The 20,132-nt window shown below is 61.6% G+C and carries 10 protein-coding genes; 1 reads left to right on the top strand and 9 read right to left on the bottom strand.

The window, feature by feature from the left end:
* Nucleotides 1-467: 467 nt before the first annotated feature.
* The 8 genes from QMO82_RS31770 to QMO82_RS31735 form a co-directional block, all read right to left on the bottom strand.
* Nucleotides 468-1,001, bottom strand: coding sequence for a GNAT family N-acetyltransferase (locus QMO82_RS31770; protein WP_183610468.1), 534 nt, complete (start codon nt 999-1,001; stop codon nt 468-470).
* 19 nt (nt 1,002-1,020) lie between these two features.
* Complete coding sequence (locus tag QMO82_RS31765; RefSeq protein ID WP_183610469.1) at nt 1,021-1,842, bottom strand: bifunctional allantoicase/(S)-ureidoglycine aminohydrolase; 822 nt, start codon at nt 1,840-1,842, stop codon at nt 1,021-1,023.
* 89 nt (nt 1,843-1,931) lie between these two features.
* Complete coding sequence (locus QMO82_RS31760; RefSeq protein ID WP_183610470.1) at nt 1,932-3,764, bottom strand: ABC transporter ATP-binding protein; 1,833 nt, start codon at nt 3,762-3,764, stop codon at nt 1,932-1,934.
* Nucleotides 3,765-3,781: 17 nt separating this feature from the next.
* Nucleotides 3,782-4,978, bottom strand: a complete 1,197-nt coding sequence (locus QMO82_RS31755) for an aminotransferase class V-fold PLP-dependent enzyme (RefSeq protein WP_183610471.1) — start codon at nt 4,976-4,978, stop codon at nt 3,782-3,784.
* Nucleotides 4,979-5,048: 70 nt separating this feature from the next.
* Nucleotides 5,049-5,561 carry a RidA family protein gene (locus QMO82_RS31750; RefSeq protein WP_183610472.1) on the bottom strand — a complete coding sequence of 171 codons (513 nt, stop codon included), beginning with the start codon at nt 5,559-5,561 and terminating at the stop codon, nt 5,049-5,051.
* A gap of 52 nt (nt 5,562-5,613) precedes the next feature.
* The gene (locus tag QMO82_RS31745; RefSeq protein ID WP_097616861.1) at nt 5,614-6,483 is read right to left on the bottom strand and encodes an ABC transporter permease; all 870 of its coding nucleotides are present in this window, start codon (nt 6,481-6,483) and stop codon (nt 5,614-5,616) included.
* Complete coding sequence (locus QMO82_RS31740; RefSeq protein WP_183610473.1) at nt 6,483-7,424, bottom strand: ABC transporter permease; 942 nt, start codon at nt 7,422-7,424, stop codon at nt 6,483-6,485. The genes QMO82_RS31745 and QMO82_RS31740 overlap by 1 nt, the downstream gene beginning before the upstream one ends.
* 225 nt (nt 7,425-7,649) lie before the next feature.
* Nucleotides 7,650-9,176: an ABC transporter substrate-binding protein gene (locus tag QMO82_RS31735; RefSeq protein ID WP_183610474.1), complete on the bottom strand. Its 1,527-nt coding sequence runs from the start codon at nt 9,174-9,176 to the stop codon at nt 7,650-7,652.
* A 227-nt stretch (nt 9,177-9,403) separates the two neighbouring features.
* Here QMO82_RS31735 and QMO82_RS31730 point away from each other — a divergent pair, with 227 nt between their 5' ends.
* The gene (locus tag QMO82_RS31730; protein WP_183610475.1) at nt 9,404-9,988 is read left to right on the top strand and encodes a DUF1349 domain-containing protein; all 585 of its coding nucleotides are present in this window, start codon (nt 9,404-9,406) and stop codon (nt 9,986-9,988) included.
* Between the two features lie 127 nt (nt 9,989-10,115).
* On the opposite strand, the gene QMO82_RS31725 is transcribed toward QMO82_RS31730, so the two are convergent.
* Entirely contained in the window at nt 10,116-19,901 is a 9,786-nt protein-coding gene (locus QMO82_RS31725; RefSeq protein WP_283196662.1) for a M10 family metallopeptidase C-terminal domain-containing protein, read from the bottom strand.
* Nucleotides 19,902-20,132 lie beyond the last annotated feature (231 nt).

Genomic DNA, 20,132 nt, shown 5'->3' with positions numbered 1-20,132 from the left:
AGCGCTATGTGGTGGCGTGGCCTGGACATGCCGCTGTCTGGAAGCCGCACTCAATCGCTTTCGCTCAATATCACGACGCTGAGCGGAGATGCTGTATTTTCAGTATACGGGAAATGGGCGGAGGCGGTGTAGATGTTGACCGCAACAGCTGACGTTGGGTGCGCGCCGCCTGATCGCGCTGGACAATAGGGCGCAATCGGGCCACCGCAAATCGAAGCAGAACCGGCAGAAGCGGCGCGGGAATAGATGACTCGTACGGGCGGCGGCGGAGGCTTCACTGCACACCTCTGCTAACGCGCGAAACTAAATGCCGTATGAAGCGCTCATGCTGGTTGTGAGCAGCCTGAGGGGACAGTTCCAATCGACAGATTACGCCACTTTTACAATTTAAGATTGAGTAATTATCAAATTTACTCCTTTTGGTTTCATCTCAATCAACGGCCGGCGCGAACCCTGAAATCCGGCTTTCAAAGACCGTTTGACGATCGCAGCTCGTAGAGCACGTGATGGCGCAACGGGTGCCCCTCCGCGAAATTGGGATGATTGAATTCACCGACCCGGCTCATTCCGAGCCGTCTCATCAAACCCCAGGAATTGCTGTTTGCCGGCACGGTGAAGCTGACGATGCGGTCGAGCTTCAGATCGCTGAAGGCAAAATCGAGGGAGCGTTCCGCCGCCTCGCGCGCATATCCGGCGCCGTGCCGGGAGGCTGAAAGCCGCCAACCGATTTCGACGGCCGGGGAAAACGGCAAGGCCGGCGACACATTGTTGAGGCCGCACATGCCGATCAACGCGCCGCTTGCCTTTTCCTCCAGAGCCCACAGCCCCCAACCATGATCCTCGAAGTGCCGGTCGATGCGGTCGAGCATCGCATCCGACTGGTCGTCGGTCAGAGGATTGAGATATCTGACGACGTCGGGCTCGGCGTTGATCGCAGTGAAGGGTTTGCGATCCGACTGCCGCCAGGGTCTCAAAATCAGGCGTTCGCTTTCGAGCCTCATCGTCCCTCCGCGACAGCTCCTACCAAAGCGTCATGTGGCGGTTGACGTCCTTGTAGAGCAGGTAGCGGAACCGGCCGGGGCCGCCCGCATAACAGGCCTGCGGGCAAAAGGAACGCAGCCACATGAAATCGCCGGCCTCGACCTCGACCCAATCCTGGTTCAGACGATAGACCGCCTTGCCTTCCAGCACATAGAGACCATGCTCCATGACATGGGTCTCCATGAAGGGGATCACGGCGCCCGGCTCGAGGGTGACGATATTGACGTGCATGTCGTAGCGCACGTCGGCCGGATCGATGAAGCGGGTCGTGCCCCAGCGGCCGTCGGTGTCGGGCATGGGCCGGATCGGATGATCGTCCTCATGCGTGACGATCGCCGGCGGCGGCTCCAGCCCCTCGACCTCCTGAAAGGCCTTGCGGATCCAATGGAAGATCGCCGCGGCCGAACCATCGTTTTTGAGGCGCCAGGCCGAACCCGCCGGAATATAGACGAAGGAACCGGCGCGCAGTGCGTGGCTGACGCCGTCGAGCTCCACCGTCATGCCGCCTTCGACGACGAAGAGCACCGCCTCGGCCCGCTTGTCGGGCTCCGGCCGGTCGCTTCCGCCGCCCGGCTGAACCTCCATCACATATTGCGAGAAGGTCTCGGAGAAACCGGAGAGCGGCCGGGAGAGCACCCATGCGCGCGTTCCCGCCCAATGCGGAAGAACGCTGCTGACGATATCGGTCATGACGCCGCGCGGGATGACCGCGTAAGCCGTGGTGAAAACGGCCTTGCCGGAAAGCAGCTGGGTCTGCGGCGGCAAACCGCCGAGCTTCGAAAAATAATCTGTCTTGTTCATTGGTGCGGTTTTCCAAGCATTTGGCTATGCATCTGCTTTATGCGCCGACGGTCCGTTAGGCAACTCCCAATGGCTCGCGCAGGGCTGCACTACCGATCGGCCATCACCAGATGACCCGGCCCGACTTCGCGATAGAAGGTGGCCGGAGGCCGATAATCGACCGGGCGCATCGGGCTCTTGATCTCGTCATTCGCCACCATACGCTTTTCATGGCGACGATCGGGATCAGGCACTGGCACGGCCGCGATAAGTTTCTTCGTATAGGCATGCTGCGGATTTTCGAAGACGGCGGCGCGCGGGCCGATCTCGACGATCTCGCCGAGATACATCACCGCCACACGGTGGCTGACGCGCTCGACGACCGCCATGTCGTGCGAGATGAACAGGAAGGCGAGATTGAGGCTCTGTTGCAGATCGAGCATCAGGTTGATGACCTGCGCCTTAATCGAAACGTCGAGCGCCGAGACGCTTTCATCGGCGAAGATGACCTTCGGCTGCAAGGCGAGCGCCCGGGCGATGCAGATACGCTGGCGCTGACCGCCGGAAAATTCATGCGGATAACGCGCGGCCATATCCGGGGACAGGCCGACCTTTACCAAGAGGTCGGCGACCACCTCTTTTGCCTCTCTCGCATTGCCCATCCTGTGTTCGAGATAGGGCTCGGCGATTGCCGCCCCCACCGTCATGCGCGGATTGAGGCTGGCAAAGGGGTCCTGGAAGATCATCTGCACGGATTTGCGCATCTCGCGCAAATCCTTCCTGTCGAGGCCGAGCACCTCCCTGCCCTCGACTAGAACGGAACCGGCCTGTGGCTCGATGAGGCGCATGATGGCACGCCCCGTCGTCGATTTGCCGCAGCCGGATTCTCCGACGAGCGACAGCGTCTCGCCGGCATGCAGATCGAAAGAGACGTTTTCGACCGCATGCACCCGGCTGGTCAGCCGGCCGAACAGGCCGGTATGAATGTCGAAGCGCTTGGTGAGATTCTTCACCTGCAACACCGGCGTCGCCGCCACCGTATCGGCCGCCTCGGCGGGCACGTCGGATTCCCCGGTTGCCGTATTGACCACCGGAAAGCGCAGCGGCCTTTGCCGGCCTTGCATCGAGCCGAGCACCGGCACGGCCGAGAGCAGCGCCCTCGTGTAGGGATGTCTGCCGCGGTGGAAGATATCGGCGGTGGCGCCGCTTTCGACCTGTTCGCCGCGATACATCACCACCGTCCGGTCGGCGATCTCGGCGACGACGCCCATATCATGGGTGATGAACAGAACCGAGGTTCCCTCCTCCTCCTGCAGCATCTTGATGAGATCGAGGATCTGGCCCTGGATGGTCACGTCGAGCGCCGTCGTCGGCTCGTCGGCGATCAACAGTTTCGGCCGGCTGGCGAGCGCCATGGCGATCATCACCCGCTGGCGCATGCCGCCGGAAAAACGATGCGGATATTCGCCGAAGCGCGAGGCGGCCGACGGGATGCGGACCTTTTCCAGAAGTCTTATCGTCTCGGCTTTGGCGTCCGCCTTGCTCATATCGGAATGGCAGAGCAGCGCCTCGGAAATCTGGTCGCCGATGGTGAAGAGCGGATTGAGCGATGTCATCGGCTCCTGGAAGATCATCGCCACCTCGTTGCCGCGCACCTGCCGCATGGCATGTTCCGGCAAGGCCAGCAGGTCGCGCCCGCCGAGCATGACGCGGCCCTCTACACGGCTGGTATCCGCCTGCAGCAGCCGCATGATCGAGAGCGAGGTGACGCTCTTGCCCGAGCCGGATTCGCCGACGATCGCCACCGTTTCACCAGGTGCGACGGTGAAGGAGACGTCGCGCACAACAGGTTTCCAGACGCCGTCCACCAGAAAGGACGTCGTCAGTCCGTCGACGGAAAGAACGTCTGCCGACTCGATCGGTTGCGCTTGGACCCTGGCCATATCCGCTCCTCTTCGGCTCAATCCGGCCAGCGCAGCATACCATCGAAACGGTGCCGGCTACGGTTCTCGATGGGCGTTGCGATGATCTCGTTGGAGGCACGCGCCTTGTCGAGTTCTTCCGCCAGACGTTCGGCGACGATCGTCTCCTGACCGGGGTGCAGGTTGCACGGGTCGAGATAGAAATAGCGGTGCTCCACCTCGTGATCGCGCACGATGATCGGCGGGTTGCCCCTCGCCAGCGCATCGGCCAGATCCCAGGCGGTGATATGCGCCTGCTCGGGCTCAACGATCAGACGCAGCCGATCGAGCGGATTGTTGGTCGGATCCGGCTCGATCAGCGCGGTGACACCGGGGCGGCCGTCGAGCGCGCGCTTCCACAGGTTGAGATAGCCGGTCTCGCGTTCGCGGATGCCGGCATGATCGCGGCTTTCCCAGGCTTCGAGTGCCGCCATGACCCCGAAGATGCTCTCCTTGCCGACCTTCATGCCGCGGCCGATGCCCATATTCTGCAGGAAGGCGTGGCGCACCAGTTCCTTCTTGCCGGCCACGATGCCCGAAGTCGGGCCGCCGAGGAATTTGTGGCCGGAGTAAAGGGCGATTTCGGCGCCCTGCTCCAGGAAAACCCTGAGATCATATTCCGAGGCCGCATCGACGATGACCGGCACGCCCCTGGCATGGGCGATCTCGACAAATTCCTTCAGGTTGAGCAGGCCGTAGTCGACGACATGATGGGAAACGACATAGACTGCAGCCGCGGTTTTTTCGGTGATGGCATTTTCCATGTGGAAGCGATGCGTCGAGGTTGCCTGGCCGATCAGCACGACCTTGCCGCCGGCAAGCCGGATCGCCTGGTCGACCGGTGCGCCGTAGCTCACCACATGGCCCATCTGCACCAGCACTTCGTTCTTCTCGGAGGTGACATCCGGCAGCTTCTCGATCGCCAGCAGATTGTCGCCGGTGATGGCCCCGGCAACGGCGAGCGAAATGCCGGCCGAGCAGGAGGCGGTGACGAAACCCGCCTCGCCGCCGGTCAGCCGGGCAATGACGGTGCTGGCCTTGCGCTGCAGGTCGTTGATCTCGACGAAATGCGGCAGGATCGACGCCATCGCCTCGATCGCCTCCGGCACGACGATCGAAGCGCCGAGGCCCGTCATCGTGCCCGATACGTTGATGACGGGGCGAAGACCGATTGATGGTCTGATATCAGTGGACATGAAGGTCTCCAGAATTCTGGGGCGAGTAGCGGGATAAAATAGAACCCTGCTCCCAATATGAAAGTTCTCGTCAGCCGTGCAAGGCGACGATCGCCTCGATCTCGACGGTGATGTTGCCGGGCAGCGAGCCGAAGCCGACGGCCGAGCGGGCATGTTCGCCAGCCGGCCCGAAGACCTCGATCAAGAGATCCGAGCAGCCGTTGATGACGCTCGGATGATCCTCGAACTCGGGCACGGCATTGACCATGCCGAGCAGCTTGACCACCCGCTTGACGCGGGAGAGATCGCCGAGCGCATCCTGCATGACGGCGAGCAGATTGATGCCGGTCAGCCGCGCATGATCATAGGCCGCCTCGACACCGACGTCGGCGCCAACCTTGCCGGCATGCAGGAAGCCGTCGGCCTCGCGCGGTCCCTGGCCGGAGAGATAGAGCATATTGCCCTCCAGCACATGCGTCACGAAATTGGCGATCGGCGGCGGCGGCGGCGGCAGCGTTATGCCGAGGGCGGCAAGCCGTTCGTAAGGCGAGTTCTCGGCCTTGCCGGCGGCGGTGGGAAACTGATTCACGCAAACTCCTGTCATGCAATTTTCGATTTGGCGAATTTGGATTAAGCCGACCGAGGGGTCGGCGGATTTAAAGATCCTTGCGAAGTCTTGGGTCGAGCATGTCCCTAAGGCCGTCACCGACCATCTGCAGCGACAGCACCGAAAGAATGATGGCGACGCCGGGAAACAGCGTCATCCAGTCGGCCTGGCCGATATATTGCCGGCCGGCGGCGATCATCGTTCCCCAGGTCGGGATCTCAGGGCTGACGCCGAGGCCGAGAAAAGACAGGCCGGCTTCGGCAAGCATGGCGCTGGCAAAGAGGAACGTCGCTTGCACCAGGATCGGCGACAGCAGATTGCGCAGCACATGCCGCGTCATGATATGGAAGGTCGAAATCCCGAGCGCCCTCGCCGCCTCGACATAGGGAAGCTCACGAATAACCAGCGTCGATGCGCGGACGATGCGGGCAAGGCGCGGCGCATAGACGATCGACAGCGCGATGATGACAGTCGTCAGCGAGGGACCGAGGGCGGCGACCAGCGCGATCGCCAGCAGAATATCCGGGAATGCCATCATCGCATCGATCAGCCGGGCGATCGGCGTGTCGAGCTTCTGGAAAAAGCCGGCGAGCAGGCCGAGCGTCACGCCGATCACCGCCGAAAGCGTCACGACGGCAGCGCCGACCAGCAGCGACAGGCGCGCGGCGAAGATCGTGCGCGAGAAGACGTCGCGGCCGAATTCGTCCGTGCCGAAGAAGAACATGCCGCTCGGCGGCTTCAGCCGGTTGACGATGGACAGTTTCGACGGTGAATAGGGCGCGACGACAGGCGCAAACACCGCCAGCAGCACGAAGATCGTCAGGATCAACAGGCCAAAGGCCACCGTCCTGCGCTTCAGCAGGCGGCGGACGAATTTGCCGCCCTCGCTTTCGGTTGGCTTGATCGCGATATCGGCCATCAGTAGCGCACCCTCGGATCGACCAGCAGATAAAGCATGTCGATCGCAAAATTGATCAGCACGTAGAGCGCGGCGATAACCAGCAGCGCGCCCTGGATGACGGGGTAGTCGCGGCGCAGCACCGCCGAGACGACGAGATTGCCGACTCCCGGCAGGCCGAAGACGGTTTCGGTGACGACGGCGCCCGAAATCAGCACCGCCGCCGTCAGGCCGAGCACCGTCAGGATCGGGATCAGCGCATTCTTCAGCGCATGTTTGAGGATCACCTTGCGCTCGATCAGCCCCTTGGCGCGCGCCGTGCGGATATAATCGTCGCCGAGCACATCGAGCATCGAGGCGCGGGTGAAACGCAGGATCAGCGCCGAGGAGACGATGCCGAGCGCAAAGGCCGGCAGCGTCAGATGATACATGCGCTCGAAGAAGGTCGAGCCGGGGCCGCCATAACCCGAGACCGGGAAGAGGTTAAGCCGGACGGCGAAGAACTGCATCAGGATGAGGCCGAGCCAGAAGCTTGGAATACTGGCGGCAAACATTGCAAGCGTCGTTGCCGCCTGGTCGACCAAGGAGCCGCGGCGATAGGCGGCATAGATGCCGATCGGCAGGGCGATGATGCTGGCAATGACCAGCGAGAACAGCGTCAGGAAGAAGGTCGGCTCGGCGCGGTCGATGAGCGCCGCGGTGACCGGCATGTTGAGAAAGATCGACTGGCCGAGATCGCCCTTCAGCAGCTGGCCGATATAATAGAGATATTGCAGGCCGAGCGACTGATCGAGGCCGAGCCGGGACCTGAGATCGGCAATATCCTGCGGCGTCGCATCCGGCCCGAGCATGACAGCGGCTGGATCTCCCGGTGTCACGCGCACGATGACGAAGACGATCGTGACGACGAGAAACATCACGACGATCATGCCGAACAGGCGCTGGAGGGTGTAGCGTATCATCCGAACCTTGCTCCTGCGCTTGGTCCCCGTGGTATCGTAGTGGAATCTGCCGTTCCTCTCCCCTCATTCCTGTGCTTGTCACAGGAATCCAGCGCGCCCAAGTCGTTGGGCGCGGAAGACTCCTTGACCGAATAAGGGTCAATCACGGCGCAGAGGCGCCGTGGCTGGATCCCTGTGACAAGCACAGGGATGAGGGAGCTAGCGATGGCCACCAAAGTCACTCCATCACTTCTTGATCGAAGCATTCCAGAAATACGGCCACGGCGCCGGATCGACGCCGTCGAGCTTGACCGACTTTGCCGAGACGGCGTTGAAGTCGCCGATCTTCATGAAGGGCGCGTCGGTATAAACGGCCTTCTGGACATCGGCCCAGAGTGCCACGCGCTTCTTCGGATCGACTTCCGAAGTGAAGGCATCGACGGCGGCCTTGCGGGCCGGCGTATCCCACCAGCCGGGCGAACTGGTCGAGAGCGAGCCGATAAGAGCCGGCTCCGGCAGGAAGGGGCTATGAGTGATGTAGATATCCCAAAGCTTCGGATCGGTGCGGCGCTGCGTCAGCGTCGCCCAGTCCACAACCTGCATATCGACGGTGAAGCCGGCAAGCTTCAGATATTCGGCGGCAACCTGCGCCATCTTGTAGTGGAACTCGTACTGGCGGCTGGTTAGAATCCGGATCGGTTCGCCGTTGTAACCGGCCTTCTTGGCGGCAGCGGCCGCCCCTTCCGGATCGGCGACGTTATAGGCGCCCTCGACGCCAGCATCCGTCGACCAGGCAAAGGTCTTCGGATAGATGGCGCCGTCGAGCGTGTAAAAATCCTTGCTGCCGAAAGCCGCGGCCAGCATGTCCTCCATGCTGAGCGCCTGGCGAATCGCCTTGCGGACTTCGACATTCTTGTTGATGCCATCGGCGGTGTTGAAGACGAAGACGGGATAACCGAAGGGCTTGAGGATGATCGGCTGCGAGGCGGTGGAGGCCTTCAGCTTGTCGTAGGATTCGACCGGGATCGAGTCGACATAATCATACTGGCCGGAAACGGCGGCCTCGACGCGGGTGTTCGGATCCGGCACCGGTACGAAGCGGATCTCATCGAGATATTGGTGGCGAGCGCCGCCATAACCGTTGCTGTCGCCTTCGCGCGACTTGTAGCCGTCGAAGCGGACGAGCTGGATATACTGGTCGGCCTTGCGCTCCTTCAGCATGTAGGGACCGGTGCCGATGAATTCCTTCATCGGCTCGTCCTGCTTTTCGGACGGGATGATGATCGCCGCCGAATTGTTGAAGGCAAGCAGCGAGGTCAGCGGCGCATAGGGCTGCTTCAGCGTGATGGTGACGGTCGTCGGATCGACGGCGGTGACCTTGTCGATGAAACCGGCCACCTGCTTACCGCGCGAAGCGATCTTCATCCAGCGGCCAAGCGAGGCGACGACATCTTCCGAGGTCATGTCGGTATTGTCGTGGAACTTGATGCCGGTCCTGAGCTTGATCGTATAGGTTTTGCCGTCGGCGCTGATCTCAGGCAGGCTTTCGGCCAGAAGCGGCGTGACGTTCCAGCTCTTGTCGAAGGTGTAGAGCGTTTCGAAAATGTGCTGGGTGACGATGCCGACGAGATCGGCCGTCGACGACATCGGATCGAGCGTCGGCGGCTCGCCGATCGTTGCGACGTTGATGACACCGCCCTTTTCCTGGGCAAGCAGCGTCGAAGGCAGGGTGACGAACGCAATGCCGAGAAGGAATGCGACCAATGTTTTCATCTGAGGGCTCCCGTTTAGTTCCACAATTATGTAATTCATCTTTTTGTAACAGAATAGGAGATGGATCGATCCTGTCAAGCAGCAGCGACGGATTATGCAGCCACGGATAGCGCAACATCGAAAAAACACCATCTTCAGATGCGCCTGCGCCCCTCCACTGGGGCTGCGTGATATGCCAAGGTCGGGCGACCGCCCTGCGGCCAGGCTTCACGGAACGGGAGAACAGGATGAGCATCGATTTCAACGGCGGCAAATGGCTGAACGAGCCGGCAAACTGGCAGGCGGACGAAGCCGCCCTCACCCTGACGACCGACGAGAAAACCGATTTCTGGCGGCAAACCCATTACGGCTTCACCCGCGACAGCGGCCATTTCCTCGCCTTTCCCACCGCCGACGGCTTCACCGCGCAAATCCGCGTCCAGGGCGAATTCCGCACGCTCTACGACCAGGCCGGCCTGATGGTGCGCATCGACGAGAAATGCTGGGTGAAAACAGGCGTCGAGTTCACCGACGGCGAACCCTTCCTCAGCACCGTCGTCACCGACGGCAGATCCGACTGGTCGGTGGCGCAGCCCTTCAAGGAATTGGAAGATTTCCGTATCCGCGTCACCGTCGCCAACGGCGCGATGCGCATCCAGGCTTCGCGCGATGGCAGTTTCTGGCCGCTGCTGCGGTTAGCGCCCTTCCCCGTAGCCGCGCATTATGAGGTAGGCCCGACAGCCTGCACGCCGGAGCGCAGTGGGTTGAGGGTGCGGTTTTCGGAGTTTTCGATTGGGCCGGCGATGACGACGGATCTGCATGATTTGAGTTAGGGAATGGGCGATGCTTACGCCACATCCAGCTGACATCAACGGCGCGAAGGCCGCACAGTTTCGCGATATACTTTGAAAATCGGCCATCCTCCCCGGCATGATTTCTATCGGGGAGGTTTTATTGGGCTCACGCGAACAGGAAGTCGAACGAGTCTAGGCTTGATACGGCCACGTTCTTCAACGTTATGGTGTTGTCGATATCGGCTGTAACGATTGTATCGCTGCCAGACTGACTGGATGCAGCAAGAAGCGACGCCCAATCGGCGAAAATGCTGTGATCGATCCGGATCGTGTCATGCGCCGTGCCGATTGCCATGAAGTCTATGATCGTATCGTGACCCCAGTTCGGCGAATAAACGAAGAAATCAGCTGCCTCCCCGCCAATGAGAATATCGTTGCCGGCGCCACCGGTCAGCGTGTTGGTCCCACTACCGCCGAGAATGAGGTTATCCAGCGAATTTCCTGTTCCGCTGAAGTCAGACGTTCCGGCATAGGTGAGGTTCTCGACATCGCTGCCAAGCGTATAACTCGCCAGCGTCGTGCGAACCGTGTCGCTTCCTGCATCGGCGTTCTCGGTGACGCTGTCGGCGGCATTGTCGACGATGTAGGTGTCGTCACCCGCACCGCCGATCAAGCTATCGGCGCCAGCGCCACCGTCCAGTATGTCGTTGCCGGCGCCGCCGGTGATGGTGTTGGCGAGCGCATTGCCGGTGCCGGTGAAGTTGGCGGATCCCGTATAGGTCAGATTCTCGACATTGTCGCCGAGCGTATAGCCCGCAAGCGCCGTGCGGATTTCGTCGGTGCCGGCGCTGACCGCCTCGGTGACGACTTCGCTCGTACTGTCGACCACATAGATGTCGTTGCCAGCCCCGCCGATCAGTATGTCATTGCCGGCGCCGCCGTCCAGAAGATCATTGCCGGCACCGCCGGTGATCATGTTGGTAAGCGCATTGCCGGTGCCGGTGAAGCTGGCGGATCCCGTATAGGTCAGGTTCTCGACATTGTTGCCGAGCGTATAGCTTGAAAGCGTCGTCCTGACCAGATCGGTGCCTGCATTCACCCCTTCGGTGACCACGTCGGCCAGATCATCGACAATATAGGTATCGTTGCCCGCTCCGCCGATCAGTATGTCTGCTCCTGCCTTTCCGTCCAAGGTGTCGGCACCTGCCCCCCCGGTCAGGATGTTGTTCAGCGCATTGCCTGTTCCGGTAAAGGCTGCCGTTCCCACATAGGTGAGGTTCTCGACATCGCTGCCAAGCGTATAGCTTGCCAGGGTCGTGCGAACCGTGTCGATCCCCGCGGCGACGGCTTCGGTGACGCTGTCGGCGGCATTGTCGACGATGTAAGTGTCGCTGCCCGCACCGCCGATCAGCGTGTCGGCGCCTGCCCCGCCATTCAGCGTGTCATTGCCGGCGCCGCCGGTGATCGTGTTGGCAAGCGCGTTGCCGGTGCCGGTGAAGCTGGCGGACCCGGTATAGGTCAGGGTCTCGACATTGGTGCCGAGCGTATAGCTGACAAGCGCCGTCTGGACCGTGTCCGTCCCCTCGTTCGCATTCTCGATCACCAGGTCGGTCGCGATATCGACGACATAAATGTCGTCGCCAATCCCACCCGACATCGTGTCGGCACCAGCCCCGCCGATCAAAGTGTCGTTGCCGCCAGCCCCGATGAGCTTGTCGGCAGCAACACCGCCCTTGAGGACATTGTCGAGCCCATTGCCGACGCCGGTAAACGCGGCCGTACCGGCATAGGTGAGGTTCTCGACATTGGCCGCCAGCGTATAGGCGGCCAGGGCCGTCTGCACCGTGTCGGTTCCCTCGTCGGCATTCTCGATGACGATGTCACCGGTGGAGATGACATAGGTGTCGTCGCCCGTGCCGCCCTTGAGCGTGTCGACCCCCGCCCCTCCGGACAGGATGTTGTTCAGCGCGTTGCCTGTTCCGGTAAAGGCTGCCGTGCCGATATTGGTGAGGTTCTCGATATTGGCGCCAAGCGTATAGCTTGCCAGTGTCGTGCGAACCGTGTCGCTTCCCCCATCGGCGGCTTCGGCGACGCTGTCGCCGGCATTGTCGACGATGTAGATGTCGCTGCCCGCACCGCCGATCAGCGTGTCAGCGCCTGCCCCGCCGTTCAGCGTGTCATTGCCGGCGCCGCCGGTGATCGTGTTATCAAGCGCATTGCCGGTGCCGGTGAAATTGGCGGATCCCGTGTAGGTCAGGTTCTCGACATTGACCAATGCGGCGATCGAGTAGGCTGCAAGTCCCGTGCGGATTTCGTCGGTGCCGCCGCTGACCGCCTCGATGACGACGTCGCTCGCACTGTCGACCACATAAATGTCGTTGCCGGCACCGCCATTCAGCATGTCATTGCCGGCGCCACCGTCCAGAAGATCGTTGCCGGCGCCGCCGGTGATCACGTTGGCGAGGCTGTTGCCAGTCCCGCTAAAATCGCCGGTGCCGGTGCCGGTGAAGATCAGGTTCTCGACATTGCTGCCGAGCGTATAGCTTGAAAGCGCCGTCCTGATCAGATCGGTGCCTGCATTCAGCCCTTCGGTGACCACGTCGGCCAGATCATCGACAATATAGGTGTCGTTACCCGCCCCGCCGATCAAGCTGTCCGCACCGGCCTTTCCGTCCAGGATGTCGGCACCTGCCGCGCCGCTGATCGTATTGGCAAGCGCATTGCCTGTTCCGGCAAACGTTCCCGTGCCGAGGTAGGTGAGGTTCTCGACATCGCTGCCAAGCGTATAGCTTGCCAGTGTCGTGCGAACCGTGTCGCTTCCCGCATCGGCGGCTTCGGCGACGCTGTCGGCGGCATTGTCGACGATGTAGGTGTCATCGCCCGCACCGCCGATCAGCGTGTCAGCGCCTGCCCCGCCGTTCAGCACATCATTGCCGGCGCCGCCCGACAACGTATCGATGGCAGCGCCCCCGGTGATCACGTTGTCGAGATTGTTGCCCGTGCCCGCAAACGCCCCCGTGCCGGTAAAGCTCAGGTTCTCGACATCGGCGGCAAGCGTATAGCTCGCCAGGTTCGTCCGAACCGTGTCGGTCCCCGCATCGGCGTTCTCGGCGACGCTGTCGGCGGCATTATCGACGATGTAGATGTCGCTGCCCGCACCGCCGATCAGCGTGTCGGCGCCTGCCCCGCCATTCAGCGTGTCATTGCCGGCGCCGCCGGTGATCGTGTTATCAAGCGCATTGCCGGTGCCGGTGAAGCTGGCGGACCCGGTGTAGGTCAGGGTCTCGACATTGTTGCCGAGCGTATAGCTGACAAGCACCGTCTGGACCGTGTCCGTCCCCTCGTTCGCATTCTCGATCACCAGGTCGGTCGCGATATCGACGACATAAATGTCGTCGCCAATCCCACCCGACATCGTGTCGGCACCAGCCCCGCCGATCAAAGTGTCGTTGCCGCCAGCCCCGATGAGCTTGTCGGCAGCAACACCGCCCTTGAGGACATTGTCGAGCCCATTGCCGACGCCGGTAAACGCGGCCGTACCGGCATAGGTGAGGTTCTCGACATTGGCCGCCAGCGTATAGGCGGCCAGGGCCGTCTGCACCGTGTCGGTTCCCTCGTCGGCATTCTCGATGACGATGTCACCGGTGGAGATGACATAGGTGTCGTCGCCCGTGCCGCCCTTGAGCGTGTCGACCCCCGCCCCTCCGGACAGGATGTTGTTCAGCGCGTTGCCTGTTCCGGTAAAGGCTGCCGTGCCGATATTGGTGAGGTTCTCGATATTGGCGCCAAGCGTATAGCTTGCCAGTGTCGTGCGAACCGTGTCGCTTCCCCCATCGGCGGCTTCGGCGACGCTGTCGCCGGCATTGTCGACGATGTAGATGTCGCTGCCCGCACCGCCGATCAGCGTGTCAGCGCCTGCCCCGCCATTCAGCGTGTCATTGCCGGCGCCGCCGGTGATCGTGTTATCAAGCGCATTGCCGGTGCCGGTGAAATTGGCGGATCCCGTGTAGGTCAGGTTCTCGACATTGACCAATGCGGCGATCGAGTAGGCTGCAAGTCCCGTGCGGATTTCGTCGGTGCCGCCGCTGACCGCCTCGATGACGACGTCGCTCGCACTGTCGACCACATAAATGTCGTTGCCGGCACCGCCATTCAGCATGTCATTGCCGGCGCCGCCGTCCAGAAGATCGTTGCCGGCGCCGCCGGTGATCACGTTGGCGAGGCTGTTGCCAGTCCCGCTAAAATCGCCGGTGCCGGTGCCGGTGAAGATCAGGTTCTCGACATTGCTGCCGAGCGTATAGCTTGAAAGCGCCGTCCTGATCAGATCGGTGCCTGCATTCAGCCCTTCGGTGACCACGTCGGCCAGATCATCGACAATATAGGTGTCGTTACCCGCCCCGCCGATCAAGCTGTCCGCACCGGCCTTTCCGTCCAGGATGTCGGCACCTGCCGCGCCGCTGATCGTATTGGCAAGCGCATTGCCTGTTCCGGCAAACGTTCCCGTGCCGAGGTAGGTGAGGTTCTCGACATCGCTGCCAAGCGTATAGCTTGCCAGTGTCGTGCGAACCGTGTCGCTTCCCGCATCGGCGGCTTCGGCGACGCTGTCGGCGGCATTGTCGACGATGTAGGTGTCATCGCCCGCACCGCCGATCAGCGTGTCAGCGCCTGCCCCGCCGTTCAGCACATCATTGCCGGCGCCGCCCGACAACGTATCGATGGCAGCGCCCCCGGTGATCACGTTGTCGAGATTGTTGCCCGTGCCCGCAAACGCCCCCGTGCCGGTAAAGCTCAGGTTCTCGACATCGGCGGCAAGCGTATAGCTCGCCAGGTTCGTCCGAACCGTGTCGGTCCCCGCATCGGCGTTCTCGGCGACGCTGTCGGCGGCATTATCGACGATGTAGATGTCGCTGCCCGCACCGCCGATCAGCGTGTCGGCGCCTGCCCCGCCATTCAGCGTGTCATTGCCGGCGCCGCCGGTGATCGTGTTATCAAGCGCATTGCCGGTGCCGGTGAAGCTGGCGGACCCGGTGTAGGTCAGGGTCTCGACATTGTTGCCGAGCGTATAGCTGACAAGCACCGTCTGGACCGTGTCCGTCCCCTCGTTCGCATTCTCGATCACCAGGTCGGTCGCGATATCGACGACATAAATGTCGTCGCCAATCCCACCCGACATCGTGTCGGCACCAGCCCCGCCGATCAAAGTGTCGTTGCCGCCAGCCCCGATGAGCTTGTCGGCAGCAACACCGCCCTTGAGGACATTGTCGAGCCCATTGCCGACGCCGGTAAACGCGGCCGTACCGGCATAGGTGAGGTTCTCGACATTGGCCGCCAGCGTATAGGCGGCCAGGGCCGTCTGCACCGTGTCGGTTCCCTCGTCGGCATTCTCGATGACGATGTCACCGGTGGAGATGACATAGGTGTCGTCGCCCGTGCCGCCCTTGAGCGTGTCGACCCCCGCCCCTCCGGACAGGATGTTGTTCAGCGCGTTGCCTGTTCCGGTAAAGGCTGCCGTGCCGATATTGGTGAGGTTCTCGATATTGGCGCCAAGCGTATAGCTTGCCAGTGTCGTGCGAACCGTGTCGCTTCCCCCATCGGCGGCTTCGGCGACGCTGTCGCCGGCATTGTCGACGATGTAGATGTCGCTGCCCGCACCGCCGATCAGCGTGTCAGCGCCTGCCCCGCCGTTCAGCGTGTCATTGCCGGCGCCGCCGGTGATCGTGTTATCAAGCGCATTGCCGGTGCCGGTGAAATTGGCGGATCCCGTGTAGGTCAGGTTCTCGACATTGACCAATGCGGCGATCGAGTAGGCTGCAAGTCCCGTGCGGATTTCGTCGGTGCCGCCGCTGACCGCCTCGATGACGACGTCGCTCGCACTGTCGACCACATAAATGTCGTTGCCGGCACCGCCATTCAGCATGTCATTGCCGGCGCCGCCGTCCAGAAGATCGTTGCCGGCGCCGCCGGTGATCACGTTGGCGAGGCTGTTGCCAGTCCCGCTAAAATCGCCGGTGCCGGTGAAGATCAGGTTCTCGACATTGCTGCCGAGCGTATAGCTTGAAAGCGCCGTCCTGATCAGATCGGTGCCTGCATTCAGCCCTTCGGTGACCACGTCGGCCAGATCATCGACAATATAGGTGTCGTTACCCGCCCCGCCGATCAAGCTGTCCGCACCGGCCTTTCCGTCCAGGATGTCGGCACCTGCCGCGCCGCTGATCGTATTGGCAAGCGCATTGCCTGTTCCGGCAAACGTTCCCGTGCCGAGGTAGGTGAGGTTCTCGACATCGCTGCCAAGCGTATAGCTTGCCAGTGTCGTGCGAACCGTGTCGCTTCCCCCATCGGCGGCTTCGGCGACGCTGTCGCCGGCATTGTCGACGATGTAGATGTCGCTGCCCGCACCGCCGATCAGCGTGTCAGCGCCTGCCCCGCCATTCAGCGTGTCATTGCCGGCGCCGCCGGTGATCGTGTTATCAAGCGCATTGCCGGTGCCGGTGAAATTGGCGGATCCCGTGTAGGTCAGGTTCTCGACATTGACCAATGCGGCGATCGAGTAGGCTGCAAGTCCCGTGCGGATTTCGTCGGTGCCGCCGCTGACCGCCTCGATGACGACGTCGCTCGCACTGTCGACCACATAAATGTCGTTGCCGGCACCGCCATTCAGCATGTCATTGCCGGCGCCACCGTCCAGAAGATCGTTGCCGGCGCCGCCGGTGATCACGTTGGCGAGGCTGTTGCCAGTCCCGCTAAAATCGCCGGTGCCGGTGCCGGTGAAGATCAGGTTCTCGACATTGCTGCCGAGCGTATAGCTTGAAAGCGCCGTCCTGATCAGATCGGTGCCTGCATTCAGCCCTTCGGTGACCACGTCGGCCAGATCATCGACAATATAGGTGTCGTTACCCGCCCCGCCGATCAAGCTGTCCGCACCGGCCTTTCCGTCCAGGATGTCGGCACCTGCCGCGCCGCTGATCGTATTGGCAAGCGCATTGCCTGTTCCGGCAAACGTTCCCGTGCCGAGGTAGGTGAGGTTCTCGACATCGCTGCCAAGCGTATAGCTTGCCAGTGTCGTGCGAACCGTGTCGCTTCCCGCATCGGCGGCTTCGGCGACGCTGTCGGCGGCATTGTCGACGATGTAGGTGTCATCGCCCGCACCGCCGATCAGCGTGTCAGCGCCTGCCCCGCCGTTCAGCACATCATTGCCGGCGCCGCCCGACAACGTATCGATGGCAGCGCCCCCGGTGATCACGTTGTCGAGATTGTTGCCCGTGCCCGCAAACGCCCCCGTGCCGGTAAAGCTCAGGTTCTCGACATCGGCGGCAAGCGTATAGCTCGCCAGGTTCGTCCGAACCGTGTCGGTCCCCGCATCGGCGTTCTCGGCGACGCTGTCGGCGGCATTATCGACGATGTAGATGTCGCTGCCCGCACCGCCGATCAGCGTGTCAGCGCCTGCCCCGCCATTCAGCGTGTCATTGCCGGCGCCGCCGGTGATCGTGTTATCAAGCGCATTGCCGGTGCCGGTGAAATTGGCGGATCCCGTGTAGGTCAGGTTCTCGACATTGACCAATGCGGCGATCGAGTAGGCTGCAAGTCCCGTGCGGATTTCGTCGGTGCCGCCGCTGACCGCCTCGATGACGACGTCGCTCGCACTGTCGACCACATAAATGTCGTTGCCGGCACCGCCATTCAGCGTGTCATTGCCGGCGCCGCCATCAAGCGTGTCGTTGCCGTCGCCGCCGGTGATCGTGTTGGCAAGGCTGTTTCCAGTCCCAACAAAATCGCCGGTGCCGGTGAAGGTCAACTTCTCGACATTGGCAATATTGGTCAAGGCATAGGAAGAAAGCGTCGTATTGATCAGATCGGTGCCTGCATTCAGCCCTTCGGTGACCACGTCGGTAAGATCTTCGACGATATAGGTGTCGTTGCCCGCCCCGCCGATCAGTATGTCTGCTCCGGCCTTTCCGTCCAGGGTGTCAGCACCTGCCGCGCCGCTGATCGTATTGGCAAGCTCATTGCCTGTTCCGGCGAACGTTCCCGTTCCGCCATAGGTGAGGTTTTCGACATTGACCCCCAGCGTATAGGCGGTCAGATTCGTCTGCACCGTGTCGGTTCCCGCATCGACGTCCTCGGTGACGCTGTCGGCGGCATTGTCGACGATGTAGGTGTCGTCGCCTGCGCCGCCGATCAAGCTATCGGCACCTGCCCCGCCATTCAGCACATCATTGCCGGCGCCGCCGGTGATCGTGTTATCAAGCGCATTGCCGGTGCCGGTGAAGCTGGCGGATCCCGTGTAGGTCAGGTTCTCGACATTGTTGCCGAGCGTATAGCTCGCAAGCGCCGTGCGGATTTCGTCGGTGCCGGCGCTGGCCGCCTCGGTGACGACGTCGCTCGCACTGTCGACCACATAGATGTCGTTGCCAGCCCCGCCGACCAGCGTGTCATTGCCGGCGCCGCCGTCCAGAAGATCGTTGCCGGCGCCGCCGGTGATCGCGTTGGCGAGGCTGTTGCCAGTCCCGCTAAAATCGCCGCTGCCGATGAACTTCAGGTTTTCGACGTTGGCAATATTCGTCAAAGCATAGGAAGAAAGCGTCGTATTGATCTGATCGGTGCCCGCATTCAGCCCTTCGGTGACCACGTCGGCCAGAACATCGACAATATAGGTGTCGTTGCCCGCTCCGCCGATCAGTGTGTCTGCTCCCGCCTTTCCGTCCAGGGTGTCAGCGCCTGCCCCCCCGGCCAGGATGTTGTTCAACGCATTGCCTGTTCCGATAAAAGTTCCCGTGCCGATGTAGGTGAGGTTCTCGACATTGGTGCCAAGCGTATAGCTTGCTGATGTCGCGCGAACCATGTCGGTTCCCGCATCGGCGTTCTCGGTAACGCTATCGGCAACGCTGTCGACGATATAGGTGTCGCTGCCGGCACCGCCGATCAAGATGTCCGCACCTGCCCCGCCATCCAGCGTGTCGTTGCCGTCGCCGCCGGTGATCGTATTAGCAAGCACATTGCCCGTGCCGGTGAAGTTGGCTGACCCCGTGTAGGTCAAGGTCTCGACATTGTTGCGGAGCGTATAGCTTGAAAGCGCCGTCTGGACTGTGTCCGTCCCCTGGTTCGCACTCTCGATCACAAAATCGAAGTTGTCGTCGACAACATAGAGATCGTTGCCGGCCCCGCCCACCATCCAGTCGGAACCAACGCCTCCGATCAATGTGTCGTCACCGATACCGCCGTAAAGCGAATCATCTCCGGCATTGCCCCAAAGCGTATTGTTCGCCTCGTTGCCGACAATGTTGTCGTTCCCTGAGCCGGCCTGAACATTCTCGATCAAGGAGGCAACGTTGCTGTCATAAAGAAGCGCGTTGAAAATATTGCCGCGGGCGTAGCCATTGTTCGGACCACCTCCCAGGTCGGCCAACTGGCCCTGGGAAAAGACCGAGTACCCCCCTGCTCGCAAGTCGATCTTGAGGGCGGTGGTATAAGCGCTCAAATCATAGGTATCGATACCGCCGCCGTCCCAGATTGTCGCGAAGATGCGGTTGGCAGCGGGCGTGATGGCCGCAACGCCGTTGACATAGGTGACGCCTTCGTTCGGATTCCACTTATAGACGGTGTCGCCACCGTTCGTCGTATAGTCCGCACCATACATTTGCTGCAGGGCGGCGATGTCGAGCATCATGAAGGTTTGTGGCGCGCCATCATGCTCATACTTCGCCCCGCTCTCATCGTCTCCGATAAATGTGTGGTAGGTCATGATCGTATATTCGAGCGAGTCGTAGGCGCTCGGAACGACTGTCCCGTTGAAATCACCCGCTTCGTGAGCATGTTTCAGCCCGAGAGCATGACCCAGTTCATGGGCCACGGTATGGCCCGCATAGTTGCCGAACTCGGGAAAGCGAAGGTCATCCTCGGTGCCAGCATATTTCGTCCCGAACCAGATATCGCCGCCGCGGGTGCCACCTGGCATATAGGTCCACGCCGTTGGAGGTAGGGAAGATTGAGCGAACCGCACGGTTGCGGTATCCGCGCTTCCGGCCTCAAAGTTGGCGTTCGTGAACCCCTCTACGGAGAAGCCGTCATTTGCCGCATTCCCATAGGACTGCTCCATAAAAAACAAGGCGAGAGTCTGCTGTTGCGACGAAATTGAAGAAAATTGAGAATTTTTCTCGCCGCTATAGACATAGGATCCCGAGGTTGT

Source organism: Rhizobium sp. BT04, from assembly GCF_030053135.1.
GTDB classification, from domain to species: Bacteria; Pseudomonadota; Alphaproteobacteria; order Rhizobiales; family Rhizobiaceae; genus Rhizobium; species Rhizobium binxianense.
This window is presented reverse-complemented; position numbering and strand designations above follow the sequence as displayed.